At 28.9% G+C, this 18381-nt stretch carries 17 protein-coding genes; 10 read left to right on the forward strand and 7 right to left on the reverse strand.

Annotated features, from left to right (window positions below):
- Positions 1 to 4: 4 nt before the first annotated feature.
- Both MAEO_RS02185 and MAEO_RS02190 read right to left on the reverse strand, forming a co-directional pair.
- A complete protein-coding gene (locus MAEO_RS02185; protein WP_011973156.1) occupies positions 5 to 1993 on the reverse strand; it encodes a DNA topoisomerase VI subunit B in 1989 nt (662 codons plus the stop codon).
- Positions 1994 to 2263: 270 nt separating this feature from the next.
- Positions 2264 to 3184 carry a manganese-dependent inorganic pyrophosphatase gene (locus MAEO_RS02190; protein WP_011973157.1) on the reverse strand — a complete coding sequence of 307 codons (921 nt, stop codon included), beginning with the start codon at positions 3182 to 3184 and terminating at the stop codon, positions 2264 to 2266.
- 132 nt (positions 3185 to 3316) lie between these two features.
- On the opposite strand from MAEO_RS02190, the gene MAEO_RS02195 reads away from it, so the two are divergent.
- The gene (locus tag MAEO_RS02195; protein ID WP_011973158.1) at positions 3317 to 3730 is read left to right on the forward strand and encodes a DUF2666 domain-containing protein; all 414 of its coding nucleotides are present in this window, start codon (positions 3317 to 3319) and stop codon (positions 3728 to 3730) included.
- 66 nt (positions 3731 to 3796) lie between these two features.
- On the opposite strand, the gene mch is transcribed toward MAEO_RS02195, so the two are convergent.
- Entirely contained in the window at positions 3797 to 4771 is a 975-nt protein-coding gene (mch, locus tag MAEO_RS02200) for a methenyltetrahydromethanopterin cyclohydrolase (protein ID WP_011973159.1), read from the reverse strand.
- Between the two features lie 284 nt (positions 4772 to 5055).
- Between mch and MAEO_RS02205 the strand changes: the two genes are divergently transcribed.
- Positions 5056 to 5580: an MBL fold metallo-hydrolase gene (locus tag MAEO_RS02205; RefSeq protein WP_011973160.1), complete on the forward strand. Its 525-nt coding sequence runs from the start codon at positions 5056 to 5058 to the stop codon at positions 5578 to 5580.
- A 243-nt stretch (positions 5581 to 5823) separates the two neighbouring features.
- Positions 5824 to 7233 (forward strand): Asp-tRNA(Asn)/Glu-tRNA(Gln) amidotransferase subunit GatB, encoded by a 1410-nt coding sequence (gene gatB, locus MAEO_RS02210; protein WP_011973161.1) that lies wholly within the window; start codon positions 5824 to 5826, stop codon positions 7231 to 7233.
- Between the two features lie 200 nt (positions 7234 to 7433).
- On the opposite strand, the gene MAEO_RS02215 is transcribed toward gatB, so the two are convergent.
- Positions 7434 to 9338, reverse strand: coding sequence for an aldehyde ferredoxin oxidoreductase C-terminal domain-containing protein (locus tag MAEO_RS02215; protein ID WP_011973162.1), 1905 nt, complete (start codon positions 9336 to 9338; stop codon positions 7434 to 7436).
- Positions 9339 to 9485: 147 nt separating this feature from the next.
- Here MAEO_RS02215 and MAEO_RS02220 point away from each other — a divergent pair, with 147 nt between their 5' ends.
- From MAEO_RS02220 to MAEO_RS02230, 3 genes are all read left to right on the forward strand, one after another.
- Positions 9486 to 10667 carry an AI-2E family transporter gene (locus MAEO_RS02220; RefSeq protein ID WP_011973163.1) on the forward strand — a complete coding sequence of 394 codons (1182 nt, stop codon included), beginning with the start codon at positions 9486 to 9488 and terminating at the stop codon, positions 10665 to 10667.
- A 316-nt stretch (positions 10668 to 10983) separates the two neighbouring features.
- Positions 10984 to 12414, forward strand: coding sequence for a hypothetical protein (locus MAEO_RS07990; RefSeq protein WP_011973164.1), 1431 nt, complete (start codon positions 10984 to 10986; stop codon positions 12412 to 12414).
- A gap of 46 nt (positions 12415 to 12460) precedes the next feature.
- Entirely contained in the window at positions 12461 to 12991 is a 531-nt protein-coding gene (locus MAEO_RS02230; RefSeq protein WP_011973165.1) for a hypothetical protein, read from the forward strand.
- Between the two features lie 404 nt (positions 12992 to 13395).
- On the opposite strand, the gene mfnD is transcribed toward MAEO_RS02230, so the two are convergent.
- The 3 genes from mfnD to aroE all read right to left on the reverse strand — a co-directional run bounded on the left by mfnD (position 13396) and on the right by aroE (position 15869).
- The gene (gene mfnD / locus MAEO_RS02235) at positions 13396 to 14331 is read right to left on the reverse strand and encodes a tyramine--L-glutamate ligase (protein ID WP_011973166.1); all 936 of its coding nucleotides are present in this window, start codon (positions 14329 to 14331) and stop codon (positions 13396 to 13398) included.
- Between the two features lie 220 nt (positions 14332 to 14551).
- Positions 14552 to 14911, reverse strand: coding sequence for a molybdenum cofactor biosynthesis protein MoaE (locus tag MAEO_RS02240; RefSeq protein WP_011973167.1), 360 nt, complete (start codon positions 14909 to 14911; stop codon positions 14552 to 14554).
- A gap of 121 nt (positions 14912 to 15032) precedes the next feature.
- Positions 15033 to 15869, reverse strand: coding sequence for a shikimate dehydrogenase (aroE, locus tag MAEO_RS02245; protein ID WP_011973168.1), 837 nt, complete (start codon positions 15867 to 15869; stop codon positions 15033 to 15035).
- Between the two features lie 256 nt (positions 15870 to 16125).
- Here aroE and MAEO_RS02250 point away from each other — a divergent pair, with 256 nt between their 5' ends.
- The 4 genes from MAEO_RS02250 (at position 16126) to MAEO_RS02260 (ending at position 18370) form a co-directional block, all read left to right on the forward strand.
- Positions 16126 to 17136 carry a potassium channel family protein gene (locus MAEO_RS02250; RefSeq protein ID WP_011973169.1) on the forward strand — a complete coding sequence of 337 codons (1011 nt, stop codon included), beginning with the start codon at positions 16126 to 16128 and terminating at the stop codon, positions 17134 to 17136.
- An 85-nt stretch (positions 17137 to 17221) separates the two neighbouring features.
- The gene (locus MAEO_RS02255; protein ID WP_048062449.1) at positions 17222 to 17611 is read left to right on the forward strand and encodes a DUF126 domain-containing protein; all 390 of its coding nucleotides are present in this window, start codon (positions 17222 to 17224) and stop codon (positions 17609 to 17611) included.
- A gap of 34 nt (positions 17612 to 17645) precedes the next feature.
- Positions 17646 to 17774 (forward strand): hypothetical protein, encoded by a 129-nt coding sequence (locus MAEO_RS08085; protein ID WP_262290164.1) that lies wholly within the window; start codon positions 17646 to 17648, stop codon positions 17772 to 17774.
- Positions 17775 to 17809: 35 nt separating this feature from the next.
- A complete protein-coding gene (locus MAEO_RS02260; RefSeq protein ID WP_011973171.1) occupies positions 17810 to 18370 on the forward strand; it encodes a metal ABC transporter ATP-binding protein in 561 nt (186 codons plus the stop codon).
- The last annotated feature ends 11 nt before the right edge of the window (positions 18371 to 18381 follow it).

Raw genomic sequence — 18381 nt, forward strand, 5'->3', positions numbered from 1 at the left:
TTTATCATCTTAATAATTCAATAATTCTTTCCTCTATATCTTCTTTTGGTTTGCCTGTGATACTTGCAAGTCCTTCTGCGAATATAACGGCATATTTCATTACATATTTTCTTTTCTGCTCTTCCTCTTTTTCTTTCCTAATTTTTGAAATATGTTTTTCCATGCCCCTTGCACAAATCATTAAAGCCTGTCTTATTTCGTTAAATATCTCTTCATTTTCCTCTGCACTACATGCTATTGCCTGTTTTCCTGCGGAAGTATATGGTATATGGGTAGATATTAAATTTACAAATACAGTTAATGGGACATCTTCTTCACTCCTAAGTCCGTATCTTCTCCAATTTACACTTTTTACACCACTGGTTAATCCACAGCCAGAGGTATCAAATAACAATGGGACATGGTTGGAAAATCTCATTATTTCCATCTTTCTTCCGGTATCCCCCATTTTTCCAGCATCTCCACCATATGCCAATCCAACTTCCACAGCAAAAGGAACTCCTCCTTTGTATGTTTTAGGTTTTCTTGTTAGCGTGGTTGCAAACTCAGGATTTAGTGTAGATAATGACTTTTTTATATTTTCGTCCCCAATCGGTCTTAACCCTATTGTAGATGGTGCCATAAAGTCCATATCTTGAATTACTCTTACTATTAACTCGGCATTCTTCCAATCCATTTTAGATGGGTTCATTTTCATTACATTTTTTATTTCATTTTTAAATCTGTCTTTTTCTTCGTTTGAAACCATTGCCATATCTATTAGCGTATTTACAAATTCGGAAGGGCTTTTAGTTATGTCCCTTGATTTCTTTTTAAATTCATCCATTAAAGAAGCATTTAAATAATTCTTTTCCGCAAATTCTATAAAGTTTTCAGGTTTCTTTTTAAAGTGTTTTTTAATCTCTTTAATGGTTTCTTCGTCAAGTTTTCCAATTAAATAGTCCATTATTATATATTTTAAATAATGTATTTTTAAATCAGGCAAACTGTCAGGTAGCGTATTTATTATCTCCTCTATGTCAGATATTTCATTTTTATCAACATATTTGTTATATTTGCCATCTTTACCAACATATTGATTAATATTAACATTTAAATAACAATTTACTACAATATCCCAGAATGTGCTACCCCTATAATTTTCAAGAAGTTTATCTCTTAGCATATAATCTTGGAGCTCCTTCAATCTTTTTGAAGTCATTCTTGATAATTCCCCGGTTAGCATACTAGAAATTTTTGTAAATTCTGTTCTTCTTGAAGTATATAATAATTCATCTGGTGTTAATCCATAGGGGTGTGGTTTCATTTCCTCTGGTCTATCCGGTATAATTTCCACAGTCCTATCAAATGTTATGGTCTCCTCTGGGTCTGTTAATACTATTTTAGCATGGGGCGTGGATAAACTAATCCTTCTTAAATATTCAAAAGGACCTTGTTCTCTTCTACTGTATGTTATTTCTTTAAATTCACCTTCTACTTTAATTCCCCTCCAAACTCCGTCTCTTATTTCATGATTTACTACATCTCCTTCGTTTTTTTCAACACTCATTTTTATATCCAATGTGTGGATTTTACCATCTCCTGTGGAGGTAGTAATTCTTAAAGGTTTTCCTGTGGTTATTTGGGCAAATAATAATACACCAGCTGCTCCAATACCTTGCTGACCTCTTGATTGTACCAGCCTATGCATCTTTGAACCTGCGAGCATTTTTCCAAATACTTTTGGAACAAATTCAGGAGGAATCCCTGGACCATTGTCCTCAACAGAAATATGATAATGGTCAGAACCCAGTTTTTTAATTGTTATGTCTATATCCGGTAAAATTTCAGCTTCTTCACAGGCATCAAGGGAGTTTGTAATAAGCTCGTGAATTATTGTTGTCATACTTCTTAATTTTCCACTGTATCCCAACATATGCCTATTTTTCCTAAAAAATTCAGATATTGAATGTTCTTTAAATTCGTCAAATATTCCATCGCTTTCCGTTGCCATGATTTCACCATTAATTATTAAAATTAAAAAATGTTAAAAAAATATTACGATAGCCAATCTTCGAACTTTTTCGCTCAATATTAAATCCAATTATTTAATTATTTAGTGCCCATTGGGACGGTTTTTGAAGATTGACTATAATACACATAATAACTAAATAAAAATATTTTTTAAAATATATAAAGCATATATATTTACAATATATTTAAAGTATGTTGTTGAAAAAAGTAGACAAAAATAATCATAAAAAAGAGGAATTTAAAAAAATATTTATTTAATATAATATTTTTCCAATGGTGGCACAACCTGTTTTTTTCTTGACATAACTCCCTCTAAAAAGGTGCTATTATTTTCTACCGTTGTGTTAAATGCTTTTTCAAATGCTTTATTATCTCCAACTACTAAAACTTCGCTTCCCTCTTTCATTATGTCGGTTATAAGGAATAATATTAAATCATAATTTTCTTTGAATTTTTCTTCAAGTGCTTTGTAAATGTGCTGTTTTTTTGCTTCAACTTCTGAAACATCTATTACTTCAACCTGCCCAATACCTATTTTTTTACCATTGAAATCAAAATTTTTATAATCTAATGATATTATTTCCTCAGGACTCATTTTGCCCACTGATGATTTAGCTTTAAGGAGCTCCATGCCATATTTATTTATGTCATCAATATTTGCTATTTTTGCAAGTTTTTCAGCCAATTGTTTATCTGTTTCTGTGGTTGTAGGGGATTTAAATAAAACAGTATCTGATATAATTGCCGAAAGAAGAAGACCTGCTAAATCAGGCTTTAATTCTTTGTTTTTTCCTCCAATATATGGCATCATATTATTGAAGTATAATTCAGATATAACCGTAGCCGTGGAACCTAATGGCTTTGAAATAAATAATATTGGTTCGCTGGTTGTCATTCCCACCTTGTGGTGGTCAATTATACCAATTAATTTTCCTTCGTCCAAATCTTCTAAACTTTGGGATTTTTCAGCATGATCTACCAAAATAAGTTCTTTTCCTTTTGCTGACTTTATTAATTCGGGTTCCATAATTCCAAATCTTTTTAATATAAATTCAGTTTCGGGGTTGAGTTTTCCCAATCTTGCAGGAGCTCCGTCCATAAAATAAGATAAAACTATTGCCGAACAAATACTGTCTGTGTCTGGATTTGTATGTCCTGTAATATACAACATATTTTCACCATTGATATTTTTTCTATATATTTTATATATCTCATATATTTTATATAAAATTATAATAAATATTAATTAAATAGATAAACATACAACATATACACTATATATTATAAATATTTTGGTGATATAATGGAACAATCAATACAATTCAGAGCAAAAAAAGGAAAATGGACAGTAATTAAAAAAATAAATATTGACGAAAATACAACAGATACAGAAGTTGCAAGATTATTAAATTCCATTGACGAAACAGTTAATAAAAAGGTATATGAGTTTTTACCATTTGATTTGGATAAAATTGAAGAAATTGCTAACGAAATATACGAAAAGAAAAAAGGAAAAGTTAAAGAAGAAGATATAACCAATGCACTTTTAAAATTAAAATCCCCTGCAACAACAAGAAAATTAAATGCCATAACAAAATCAAAAGAGGGAAAGGCAATTGTAAAAATAATATTAAATAATATTGTTTTAGAAAGATTGGGTATAAAAACAAGATTAGAAACTAAATTGATAGATAAATATATGGAGAAAAATGAATAAGTAATAATCTAATTTATAAAATAGGGAGCTCCAAGGAGCTCCCATAAAATAAATAATAATTTTTAATTATTCTAATTCTTTGTATCCTAATGATTTTTTAAGAACATCTACATGTGGCTTTCCATAAGTTACCAATTTTCCTGTTCTCATATCATTTATTACAACAACAGCAGGAGCAAACATTCCTTTATCTATTTTATAGAAGTCGTAGTTTGCTGCTTTAAATGTTTCTAAAAATGGCTTACCGTAATCTTGTGATGAGCATGAAGGAAGTGCTTTACAAAGTGCTTCTACATCATCATTTTCATCACTTTCTATGTAGTAGTATGTTCTACCTCCATATAATACCATATCATTTGTAGCTCCCATCATAGCCAAATCGTCTCCAATAATTGGAGCAACAGGTGCGATTCCAGCTGCAAATTTAACTTTATTAACATCGAAGTGGAGAGCTTCAAGCATTTTATAGGTTCCGTTTTCTACAACTCTACCACTTATTTGTATTGACCCTACAAGTGATGAGGTTGGAGCTACTAAAAGATATACTTTACTTACATCTACACCACATTTTTCAGCAACAAATTCTGCAACTTCTTCATTTGGTAATTGTGATGCTTCCAAACATAAAATAGCAACATCTGCGTTGTCTTCGTAGTTTATTTCTTCGTAGGTTGCTTTTGGTATCTTTGCCAATGCTCTCGCAGGTCCTGAACCCATAGCAAAGAATTTTCCAATGTTAATTGTCCAACCTGCTTTTTGGGATCCCAATGTTGCTATTGCAGGATGTGAGGTTTTAACTTTTACACAAGGTAATACCATCTCATCGGATACGGTTCCAGCTATACTAACTCCAACATGAGCTAATCCTCCTAAACATATTTTTGTAAAGGCTTTTCCTGCCTCTATACTTCCCATAACATTTACTCCACAATCTAAAACTGTTGCCCCATTTTCTAATTTTATTACTTCAATGTTCATTTCTTCCGCTTTTTCAATCATATTTTCTACAATTGGCAAAGATTTTAAATTTACACTTAACATTTTTTCACCAGTTTTATGTTATTGGATATATAATATATAGAGTATGTATTTATAGTAAATCTTCGGTCTTTTTCAATAAACTGTCTCAAAATCGCAAAGCGATTTTTACGATTATATATTATATATTATATATGTATAAATATTTTCCATTAGAAATTTTATTATATTATATAACATATAATATATTTTATATATTCTATTTCTATATTGTATTTATGCATTTTTTACATATTGTATATAATATTTTTATATGTTTTGATTTGATTTTCATGGTGAGAATTTATATGTTAAAAATTATTTATGATGGGATACTAATAAGAGAGGGAAATACAATAACAGAAGCCTCTTCCTCAATAGTATTTATACGGACTAAAAAGAATAACATTATTATAGATACAGCTACAAAGGATAAAAAAGATTTAATTATAAATGAATTAAATAAATTAGGACTGACTCCCGATGACATCACAATAGTAATAAATACCCATGACCATTGGGACCATGTAGAAAATAACGATTTATTTAAAAATGCAAAATTAATAACCTACAAAAATTATAAAGAACTAAATAATGAAGATGAGGAAATTGAAATAGTAGAGACCCCAGGGCATACTTATGATAGTATTTCTGTAATATATGATGATTATATTGTGGCAGGAGATGCAACACCTTTAAAAAATAATATATTGCAGGATATTGAACCAAAATTAAATGTCGATAGTGAGCTTGCAAAGAAAACATTAAAATGGATAAAAAGTTTAAAAAAGAAAATAATTACTGGACACGAAGGGGAAGTAGATTATTATTAATTGGTTATTATTAATTGATAATTAATATACTATTGTCTATCCTAAGTAGTATTTATTAAATAGTGTGTATATTCTCAACTACTATTAAATAAAAACTTTGTATTATGTGGAACTAAATCATATAACATTATGAAATAATAGAATAATAATAATAATAATAAAATAATAAAATAATAAAATATAAAACATATATTAAGAGATACAATAGAGATATAATCTATAAATTATAATTTCGGTGATTAAATGGATGAAACAGTATCAATGAAATGCGGTTTAGAAATACATGTGCAAGTAGATACAAATTCTAAATTATTTTGCACATGCCCTACAAATTACAACGAAGTAGAACCAAACACAAATATATGTCCTGTTTGTATGGCTCACCCCGGGGCAAGACCCATGCCACCAAACAAAAAAGCAGTAGATATGGCAATAATGGTTGCCAAGATGCTTGGTTGTGAGATTGTATTGGATAAAGATATTTACTTCCAAAGAAAACACTATAATTACCCAGATTTGCCAAGCGGATACCAAAGAACTTCTGTTCCAGTTGGGGAGCATGGTAAATTTTTAGGTGTTGGAATTACAGAGGTTCATTTGGAGGAAGACCCAGGACAATATAAACCAGATTTAGGAGTTGTAGATTATAATAGAAGTGGAACTCCACTAATAGAAATCGTATCCGACCCAGATATAAAAAGCCCAGAGGAAGCAAAAGAGTTTTTAAGACAGCTTTTGAGATTATTTAATTATATTGGAAATTTAAGGGGAGAGGGCTCTATGAGGGCTGATGTAAATATATCTGTTAATTATAATGGAGTTCAAGGCAATAGGGTAGAGGTAAAAAATGTTAATTCCATCAAAGGAGTTTATAAAGTTTTAAAATATGAATTTATTAGGCAAAAAAACATATTAAGAAGAGGCGGAGAGATAAAAAGAGAGACTCGAGCATTTATGGAAGCTCAACTTATCACAAAAGCTATGAGAAGTAAAGAAACCGCAGACGATTACAGGCATATTCCAGACCCCGACCTTCAACCCATTGTAATAAATAAGGAATGGGTAAAAACAGTTGAGGAAAAGATGCCAGAAACCCCAATGGACAAAGAAAAAAGATTTGTAGAGCAATATGGCATAAAATTAGAAGATGCTAAGGTTATGGTTGCCGACCTTGCCCTTGCCGATGTTTTTGAAACTGTTGTAAGTGAATTGGGTAAGGAAAAAGAAAATATATCTCTTGCCGTGATTTGGATAAGAAATGAATTAAGAAGGGTATTAGCATATAATAATATAGATTTCCTTGAAAGCAGATTAAAACCAGAACATATAACAGAATTAATACAGTTAATCACCGGAAAAACCATAAGCCAAAAAATTGGTAAGAAAGTTATAGAGATTATGGTAGAAAATAAGGGAGAAAAAACACCAAAACAAATAATTAAGGAGTTAGGTTTAACAGTTATCGATTCTGAGGCCGTTCTTGAAACAGCATGTAAAGAAGCCATTGAAAATAATCCAAAAGCTGTCGATGATTATTTAACTGGAAATGAGGGGGCTCTTAACTTTGTAGTTGGTCAAGTTATGAGAGCAACCAGAGGAAGGGCACAACCAAATAAAGTTGTTGAAATATTGAAAAAATTAATAAATAAATAATTATTTTCTTTTTTACTTTTTTATGATTATTAACAAGGAGCTCCAATATAATCACACTCCAATATAATCACAATATAACTATTGAAATATTCGGGAGCTCCCCACCAAACCCCAATCCACACCACACATAGCGTATGTTATGAACATATTTGATTAGCTTAACAAATTCCTTCGGAATTTTACTTTTGAACACACTATAATTAATCTTTAATATTCCAATCTATATCTAATAATTTACTATATTCACTCATTGCTCTTTTTACATATTCGTCAATATATTTATCCCTATCTTCTTTAAACAATTTACTCCATTTTTCGTCTCCAAATTCTTCCGCACCAAGTGCTATTATGTCTTTAACTCTATTACTTTCTATTTTATGAGGATTTGGACATATTTTTTTATTGTATTCATATATATCTTTAATTAAATTTCGAGTATTTTCCTCTAAATCAAAATCAATACCCATAATTTCATTTACTAAATCTTTAATTACTGGATTTATCCATACTCTATGGAATCTACAAATACCTAAATTTTCAAGGGTTGCCTCCTCCAAAGTTCTTGCAACACTTAATTGAGATAATTTTTCAGGTTCAAAAAATACTCCATATTTATAATGGGTTAAATATTTTCCTTGAATAAGATAGGGCATAAAATTACCAATAGCCCAATACAGCGTTGGAGCCATTTCCCCACTTTTTCCAAATGGGACATAAACGGCATAATCTTCGAATTTTTCCCCTTCTTTTAACCTATCTTTAAATTTATCGTTAAATATTTGAGATGCCTTTCTTTTACCCAATGCAAGTATTTTTCCTATTTCATTTTTTTCAAATGCTATTATATTTACTAATTCCACAGCCTGGGAACTGTTGTAGTTTGAATTATTTAGCATATCTTCCTCAGTTTTAAAATCCGAAGGGCTAAATTTGGGCTTGTTTATTCCAACTTCCTCTGGTTTTAATAGCCCAATATCCAATAACTCAAATACCCATGAGAGGAGCTCCCCCATTTCAATGGCATCATACCCCATAGCATCTATACGATGCACAACTTTATCTGTGGCATGTATATCAAATACCCCTATTTGGGGACCATTTGCACTATATGGTTCATAATCCACTTTTAAACCATCTAACCTATATTTTTTACATAATACAGGACATGGCTCCCCGCAATTTGTCCATTTTTTAGGATTTGTTGATTCTTCGTTGAATTTTCCGACAAAATATGTTAATAATCTTTTATGTAATTCGGTTCTTTCTTCTTTGCCCATATAAATCATTTTCCAATTAAACATTGGTGCTTTATCCTTTAATGATACATAATTACAGCCAAAAGTCCCCCCTGTGTTTATTTCTTTATCAAATCGATATTTTTTAGTGCCTTCGATTATTACCTTTGTGAGTGGCTTTTCATAATATTCTTCCACTATTGCCTTTAATTTACTTTTTAGCTCTTTTTCTTCTTTATTTGATGAATTATTTTTATCCCCACAATATACAACCCCTAATATGTTATGTGCTCGATATAATGCAGAACCTATACCGCCTCTTGCTGCCCAGTCCTCAGAACCTTCAACAAATTTTCCGTTTCTCACTGTTTGAGATAATACTGCACCCATATTTGAGTTAATTGAGGACGGACCTACAATTAATGCCCTATAATTTTTATCTTTGAATTTGTCCAATATGTAGTTATTTAAATCGTAAATATTTGTATAGTTTTTTACATAATCCTCCATATCAATATAATCTATTTCTATGGCATTATTTTCCCCATTTATTACCAATAAACTTGGTTTTTCACATTTTCCAATTATGCCCACATTTTTTAATCCTGTATCTTTAAATTGATATCCTGCTCCGCCCATTGCTGAAAAATGAAATGATTCCCACAATGGAGATTTAAATGAAAATATTAGTCTATTGCCCCCAATTATTGGAAGAACCCCTCTGCCGAAACAAAAAACATTGTTTTCGTCGTATGGATGTAGTTCATATGTTTTGTATTTTTTGTGGAGCTCCATGCCCCAATTTAATGGAAAATATGTCCCATCTATATTTTCATAATTTTTTTCTGAAACATTTATTATAATATTCAAATATACCACCCATTCATTACTATATCTATTTATTATGTATATATATTATTAACAATATAAATATGCCCATATAGTATGTTCAAAAAGTTTGTTCCTTAATATCCTACAATGTTCCTGAACATACTATAAATTTGATGGGTGCAATTTATGAATAATAACGAATTTCGACTATTGTTTAAGCTTTTTGTTTCATTGGTATCATTATCTCTTATTTATACAGTATTTCCGTATTTAGATGTTTTAGCCTTATCCTGTGCATTGGCATATATGTCAAAACCAGTGTATGATAAATTAAAACCAAAATTTGGGAGCTCCATATCTTCAATGATGTGTTTATTGTTTGTCATAGTGCCAATGGTGATTATTGGATTTATTATATTATATCAAATATTGGAGTTCTTACAGTTTTTAAATCTAAATCAATTAGATATACAAAATTTAAATTTAATATCTTTGATAAATTATAAATTAAATTATTTATCCAATATTTTGGGATATAATATACCCATAAAATTGGAAGAAGAAAAATTATCTCAATATATTTCATTAATATTGTCCTATTTGGAACCCCACATATCCACAGCAGTATCTGGATTACTATTATTGCCTGAAATAGCTATAAAGCTCATAATGGGAGTGTTTATAACATTTTACTTTTTAAAAGATGGATACCATATAAAAAATATTGTATTGGACAATATTCCAACAGAATACCAGTTGAAAACTCAATTGTATTTAAAATATCTAAATGAATCCTATCAAAATTTATTTACTGGAACTGCATTAACCTCCGTCGCCATAGTTATTATATCATTTATTGGATATTTTATATTTGGAGTTCAAAATGCTTTATTATTATCCGTGCTTACTGGGATTTTTGCACTGTTGCCCATTGTTGGAGGATGGGGAGTATATATTCCACTTTCATTATATTATTTAATAATAGGAGATTTCGTTACAGCAATTGGAATATTTATATTTGGGTGGGTATTTTTATCCCTTGCTCCTGATTTTGTGATAAGACCCCATATAGTAAAAAAAGAAAGCGATGTTCATCCTGTGGTGGTGTTATTGGCATTTTTGGTTGCCCCTTTGACATTGGGAATTGCAGGATTTGCCATAGGGCCAATATTATTTGGAGCATTTGATGCATTATTTAAAGTAAAATCTAAAATAAAATATGTTGAAAATGAAAAAATAAAGGAGAATAATGCGAGTAATGAGAATGATATAAGCAATATAAGCGATGAGAATAATAGTAAATATGATAATAATAACAAAATAGAAGATAACAGCCAAAATGGAAATAATAAAGATAGTAAAAATTAAAAAGAATAATACAATAATATTAGTGTGGTTCATATTACATATTCTTTAAATATCAACATATAATTTTATGACAAATATATCTATCCATATAATAAATAAAACTTTAAAATTTAATATATTATGAATAATTTGACCCACCCTATTATTATAATTCTATTTAATTTTTAATCCCTTAGAAAAATATATATACTAAAAATATATATATATATATATATATATGTGGGTAAATACCTATCTAATATTAATATTTAAATATCGCATAAATAACCTACACTACACATATATACTTTTTAAAATTTAGGAGGTGAATTCAACGATGTTGAGAAAATCTTTTACTATTTTATTGGCAATTCTTCTTTTAGCATCTCCAGTTAGTGCATTTTTTTCTTTCGATTTTTCAATATCTCAAAGTAGTGCAATTACAGGAGCTACAATTGCGACAGAGGCAATTGCAGATACGATGGTTAGTAATTACATAGATGAAAACCACCCAGAATATTCAGGTGCATATACTGCTGTTTCTTTGATATTTGACCCTATGGGAAAGATAGTTGGTAAATTATCTTCAAATGGAGTAAAATATGCTAATAAATTATATGAATATTCCAAGAAGGCAGATAATGGAAAAAATATTGTAAATTCTGATGATTTAAATAAAATATTTGACAAAGACATAATTGAAGAGTTCGCAAAGAAAGAAAGCAAAGGATATAGTCCAAAGACAGTTGCAGGTAATGCTGTTAATCTCTTAGACGAAGGAGTTGAACCAGAGAATATTAACAAACTGTTTAAAGATGCAGTTAAAAATGATAAAAAACTCGGTTGGATAGATAACAGAATATCTAAACTCAAAGATAAAGGAGTAGAAATAAAAACAACAAACAACATCATCAAAAACAGTGATAAACCAAATAATGCTCTTAAAAAAGCAGTAGATGAAACTAATAAATTATCTAAGATGGGAATATCCAAAAGTTCCATCTCTAAAATAACTAAAAATGCTAACAATATAGATGATTTAACAAAGCAAAGAAAAGTTATTGGAGATTTAAAAAGAAGAAAGATTAGTAAAGAAGCCATAAATAAACTAATAGAAAATGGTTATGATTTAGAAAAATCAAGAGATGTGATTAAAGAGTTAAGAAATAAAGGAATAAAAACTAAGACAATAAATAAACTAATAGAAAATGGTTATGATGTAACAAAATTCAATAAAGAATTTAAAGCTATAACTAACTCAGACCCTAAACTAATGAAAAAATTGGCAAAATACATCAATAGCTGGGATATTAAAAGAATTAATCCATTAGATGTTTCAGGAGGAAGCCAGAAATTGGTTAAAGTGTTTAATGCCAGAGGAATCAGGACAATTGTTAAAGATAAAGATACGGGAGAAATTAGGGGGGAAGTAAATAATTTTGCTGTGCTTAAAGTAGGAAATGATAAATTTGGCTTAAAACATATTATTAATAGACATGAGGCAGATTTTAAAAAAATATTTAATATTAAAGAAGATGATGAGATAATCAAAAAAATAAAAGAAACTCTTGAAAGTCCAAGTGATAAACCGAAATATGGGCTTAACCCAAAAATTGGAAAGTATGGAAAATATGAATACCATATATATAAAAAGTTTGGTGATAATCAATATCTACTTATAGCTCTCGATGATTCTGGAAGTATAACTACTGCAATCCCTACAACTAAATATTCTAAAGTAGAAACTTTTATGGATGGTTTGGAATAAATTAAAAAATAATGAAATTTTTTACATTTAATTTTTTGGTGAAATTGTGGCAATAAACAAATGTTTGATTTTGGAAGTATATCCCTATGAATACGAATTGGGAGCAATACATAGTGGAGATATAGTATTTAAAGTTAAGGATATAGACTTAGAACTTGTGGGATTTAGCATAGATATAGATTTAATAAAATATGCTATGCAAAACATTGGAAAATACATTGAAATGGACATATCAATAGATATCTCTAAAGGCATGAAGAAAATCGATGAAAAGAAAAAAACTATCGAACTATTAAAAAAAGAACCAAGACAGTCTAAATTTATGCCCTCTGATTGTGAATATGGAATTATTGGGAAAATTGTCTCAATGATATATTTAGACTTATCTAACGGAAATAAGGAATATTATAGTAGGATTGACTGTGGATGTTTAGTGGATTATCCGCTTTCTAAATCAGAAATAATGAAATTTGAAACTGGAGAATACAAAATAGGTGATTATGTAATGGTTGAATTAACAAAATTTGATGTTAATTTACCAAATATGTATGACTATAAAATTGTTGTCTATAAATAATACTTCATAGCAGGTCAAAATATATAACCTATACTAAATATAATATCAGTGTGGGTCATATTACATATTCTTTAAATATCAACATATAATTTTATGACAAATATATCTATCCATATATAAATGAAATTTTAAAATTTATAGTGTCCGACATAATAAACTTAACTAATATATGTTTATAACTCATCGTTATCCCTATTTATTGTGTAGAAAGCATAAGTATCCATCCAAGTTTTATAGAATATAATTTAATAGTTAATAAAGTTCCGTATTCAACTATAATTTAGTATGGATATTTGACCTACCCTAGAATAATACAATAATAGTAAATACAATAATAATTATGATTAATAATTAAAATAATTAGAAAATAGAAATAAATAAAAAAATAAGCATATAATTAAATATTATTCGGTATCTCCGCAATTTAAAATTTCATTATTTACTATAAATTTTTTTCCTTTTTTAACTGTATATTTTAACCTATTTTTTAAAGCATTATTTACTAAAAGAGTAGATAACGAAGGATTAGTATCTATACCAATAATTGAAGTTGTAATTCTTGGATTTATTTCTAAAATATATATGTTTTCATTATTTATGATTACATCTACACCAACATATCCGTTAAATCCACCGATTGTTTGAATTGCTTTTTTGCACTGGTTTATTATTTCTTCTTTTAGTGGGTGGTCAATATTTGTCTCCCCTCCACAATAGCATTCTTTAATATATTGTTTATTTAAACATAATGGATATATGGAATGTTCTCCAACGATAAAACTAACAGAATAACTTTCCCCTTCAATAAATTCTTGGATTATGCTATTATTATTTATTACCTGTCGTTCCCCTCCACAACCATCTATTTCCTTAACTATATATTTATCGGGTTGTAATGTTTTTGGTGTTTTTACTGAATCCTTTATTTTTAAGTAAGTTAAATATTTATCTCCTGCTATTTCAACAGCTTTTGATGGAGCTCCTAAATTTATAGTATTTGAACTTTCCAATAATTTTGTTAAATCATATAAAATATTATCACATTCTGGGGCAATAATTAAACCATATTTTAAATTTGTGGTTGGTGAGTTGAGGAGCTCCTTAATTTTTAACTTATAATTTTGTCCTTCCTCTAATGCAATAATATTTAAATTTTTTTCCTGTTTGTAATTTTCCATTATTGTATCATAATATTTTATATCTACAATAGACAATACAGAATAGCCCTGTTTTAAAAAATCCTTTAAAAGTCTATCGAACATTAAACGCCCTTCTTCCAATATATTTTTATCTACAATTTCACCGCTACCTAGGGCATATTCAAAAAAATATATATCCATAATTTCACCATTATTAAAATAGTTATAGTTCGTTCGGGAAAAATATAATAAAGAAATAAATATAGTCAATCTTCGAACTGTTTCACCCTATATTTTGTAAATAGGACTGTGTTATATTACTTCGTCTTATCGCACTTAATTATTTGGGACAATAAAGGGACAGTTTTTGAAGATTAACTATAATTACAAAAAATAAAATATTAATAATAAAATATATTTATTAATGATATCTTTTAATTTCATCAATAATATATCTGCAAGCCAAAAATGCTTCATCTCTGTGCTTTGTAAATACGGTAATGGAAGACACTAAGTCTCCAACTTTTAAAATTCCTTTGTTATGGTAAACTATGGCATCCAGTAACCCAAATTTTTCGATTGCTTTTTGTCTTATTTCCTCAATTATATCATAGTCAATTTTACTTAAATCCATACTCTCCGCAGGAGTTTTTTTTCCTTCTTTAAAATGGTAGTCCCTAACAAATCCACTTAATGAAACAAAACATCCCATTTTTCCATTGTATTCTTTTTTTAATTTTTCCAATTCTTTTTCAAACTCTTCATGGTTTTGATATATCATATTATCCCTCATTTTATTCTTATATATGTATATGTTTATTGTGGTGTAGACTGTATTAAATACCTGTTTTTTTAAGTATATATACTTTATTGATATATTTCGCTTTTACCATATATATTTATTATAATATATCAATTATTGCATTTTTCATAATATTTATATCGGGTTTTACACCAGTCCATATTTCAAAAGATTTTGCACCTTGATAAATTAACATACCAAGCCCATTTATTGTGGCGCAACCTTTTTCCTTTGCCTCTTTTAAAAATAGCGTTTCTTTTGGATTGTATATTAAATCCATTACAACTGCATCTTTTTTGATATTTTGCATGCTTATTGGTGGTTTATTATCGACATTAGGATACATTCCCAAAGAAGTTGTATTTATTATAATATCAAAATTTGCCATGTTGTAATTGTGATTTAATCCCCCATAATATACGGCATTATTTAATTTATTGGACAAATCATTTGCTATTATTTCTGCTTTTTCAACTGTCCTATTTATTATGGTCAAATTATTGTTTTTGGCTAATTCGCAACACACTGCACGAGAAGAACCTCCTGCTCCAATTACTAAAATATTATAATCTTTTACTTCCCCTATTATTTCTTCAATTGATAGCCGGGCCCCTATTCCGTCCGTATTATATCCTATTGCTTTATTATTTTCTATTTTTACAGTATTTACAGCACCAATTAATTTTGCATCGTTGTCAATTTTATCAAGATATTTCATTATTTCTATTTTATGGGGTATTGTGATGTTAAACCCTTTCCAGCCTATGGCTTTTGCACCATTAACCACATCTTTTAAATTTTCTGATTCTACATCAAAAGCCAAATATACATAATTTAAATCTTTATCTTTTATGGCTTCATTATGCATTGTTGGAGATAACGAATGTTCCACGGGATGTCCAATAAGTCCTAATAGTTTTGTTTTTGAGTTTATCATTATTATGCCTTCCTTTCTTTTTATCTATATTATTAGGTTATATTTTTATTATATATATTATATAATACGCCATATTAGGATAAATCAATTTTACCACATATATAATATATTGTTTCCCAAACACATTCTAATATTAGAACAATATACGATATATGATATACGATATACACACATAAAGAATAAAATCATTATTGTTATATAATTTATTTTTATATTTTATTATATTTTTATTCTTTATATTTATTTATGTGATTAAATGGAAGCAATAAAACAAATAAAAATTGGAATTACTGTTATAGGAGTTATTATATTGTTGGCATCATTAGGTTTAATGAGGTATGAAAATTGGGATTTTTTCACTGCTCTATATGTAACAATAATCACAATTACCACGGTTGGATATGGTGATTATGTCCCCCAAACAATTAAAGGAAAACTTATCACGGTTGGATATATAATATTTGGAGCAGGTGCCATGGCATATACTTTTGGGTCTATTGCAGGGTTTTTTATTGAGGGACGATTTAAAGAAATAATATACTTAAAAAAAATGAAGTCAAGGTTAAAAAAAATGGAAGATCATTATATTATTTGTGGATTTGGTAAAATTGGTAAGGTAGTAGCTAAAAAATTTGAAGATGCAAATGTGCCTTATGTAGTAATTGATTCCGACCAATCAATAATGGAGAGTCCATTAGAGCAATATCCTCATTTATCATATGTAATTGGAGATGCTTCCTCGGATGAGATATTAATAAAAGCAGGTGCGCATAAGGCTAAGGGATTAATAACCGCAGTAAATTCCGATGCAGATAATGCCTTTATCACCATATCTGCAAAAGAGATAAATCCAAACATATATATTGTTGCAAAAGCTGATAAAGATAGCTCTGTTGATAAATTAATAAAAGCAGGTGCGGATAGGGCAGTATCTCCATATGACATAGGAGGATTGAGAATCGCAGAACTGTCCCTAAAACCTGAAATTCTTGATTTTGTATCTACTCTTATGGATGCATCACAAGATATGGAAATTGGAAGATATGAAGTATCTCCAAATTCAAAGGTTGTTGGACATTCTCTTTATGAGTGCAAAATAAGACAAACAACTGGAACTACAATTCTTGCCATTAAAAAAATTAAAGAAGATGGCAGTGATGATATTATTATTAATCCAGAGTCCGATGTGATTTTAAAAGAGCATGACATATTATATGTATTTGGAACAAAAGAACAATTAAGAAAACTTAAAGAAATATTATTATAAAATGAAGATAGTATTTAATAATATATATTATTTAAAATAAAAATATAGAGGAGATATAATGAATAATATAGAATCTACTGAATATATTGAATTAAAAGGACGAATTATATCCAAAGGATACATAGAAGCAGAAGCCATAGTTTCAGAGGAATCCATTTCATTTTTAGGGGGCGTTAATGAGGAGGGAGTCATAACTGACAAAGACAGTAAATTAAATGGGCAAACTGTTAAAAATAAAATTTTTGTGTTCCCAACCGGCAAAGGTAGCACAGTAGGCTCTTATGTAATATATGGACTTGCAAAAAACAACATCTTAAAAGGCATAATAAATGCAGATTGTGAGCCAATAGTGGCAACAGGTGCAATATTGGGAAAAATACCTATGGTCGATAAAATAGACATAAGCGAAATAAAAACCGGAGATAAAATAATAATTGATGGGAATAATGGGACAATTAAAATATTTAAAAAATAAAATTTTTTTAAAAAAATATGGAGGGCGTGTAGATATGGCAGACAATAATGATAATAATGGCATAAATAATATAATATTAAATATAGAAAACTTAAATGTCATACTTGGAAATGAAAAAATAGTTGAAGATTTAAGTTTTAAAGTAAAAAAAAAGAATTTTTAACAATAATTGGGCCAAATGGTTCTGGTAAAACCACATTGTTAAAAGCATTGCTTGGAATTCTGCCCCATACTGGGAAAATAGAATGGAAAGACGATGTTAAAATAAGCTATCTTCCGCAACGACTATCTAAAGAAGATTTTGCCTGTGTGCCAATTTCAATTAAAGATTTTTTTAAATTTAAAAATGTTTCAGATAATGTCATTATATCTATGTTGGAATGTGTAGGGTTAGAAAATTGTGAAAAACTTTTAAATGTAAATCCAGGGGAGCTCTCAGGAGGACAATTTCAGAGAATGCTTATTGCGTGGAGTTTAATAGATAATCCCGATGTTTTGCTTTTTGATGAACCAACAACAGGCATAGACATAGGTGGCGAAAAAACCATATATTCTTTGCTATATAAATTTTGGAAAGAAAGAGATTTAACGATATTATTAATTACTCATGATTTAAATATCGTATTTACCTATTCCACAAATTGTTTATGTATTAATAGAAATAAAAAATGTTATGGAGCTCCGAAAGAAATACTGACACCAGAACAATTACAAAAAATATATGGGGCCAATATCAAATTTTATAAGCACACCCATTAATAGAATATAAA

It is taken from the genome of Methanococcus aeolicus Nankai-3, from assembly GCF_000017185.1.
Taxonomy (GTDB): Archaea; AGJL01; Methanococci; order Methanococcales; family Methanococcaceae; genus Methanofervidicoccus; species Methanofervidicoccus aeolicus.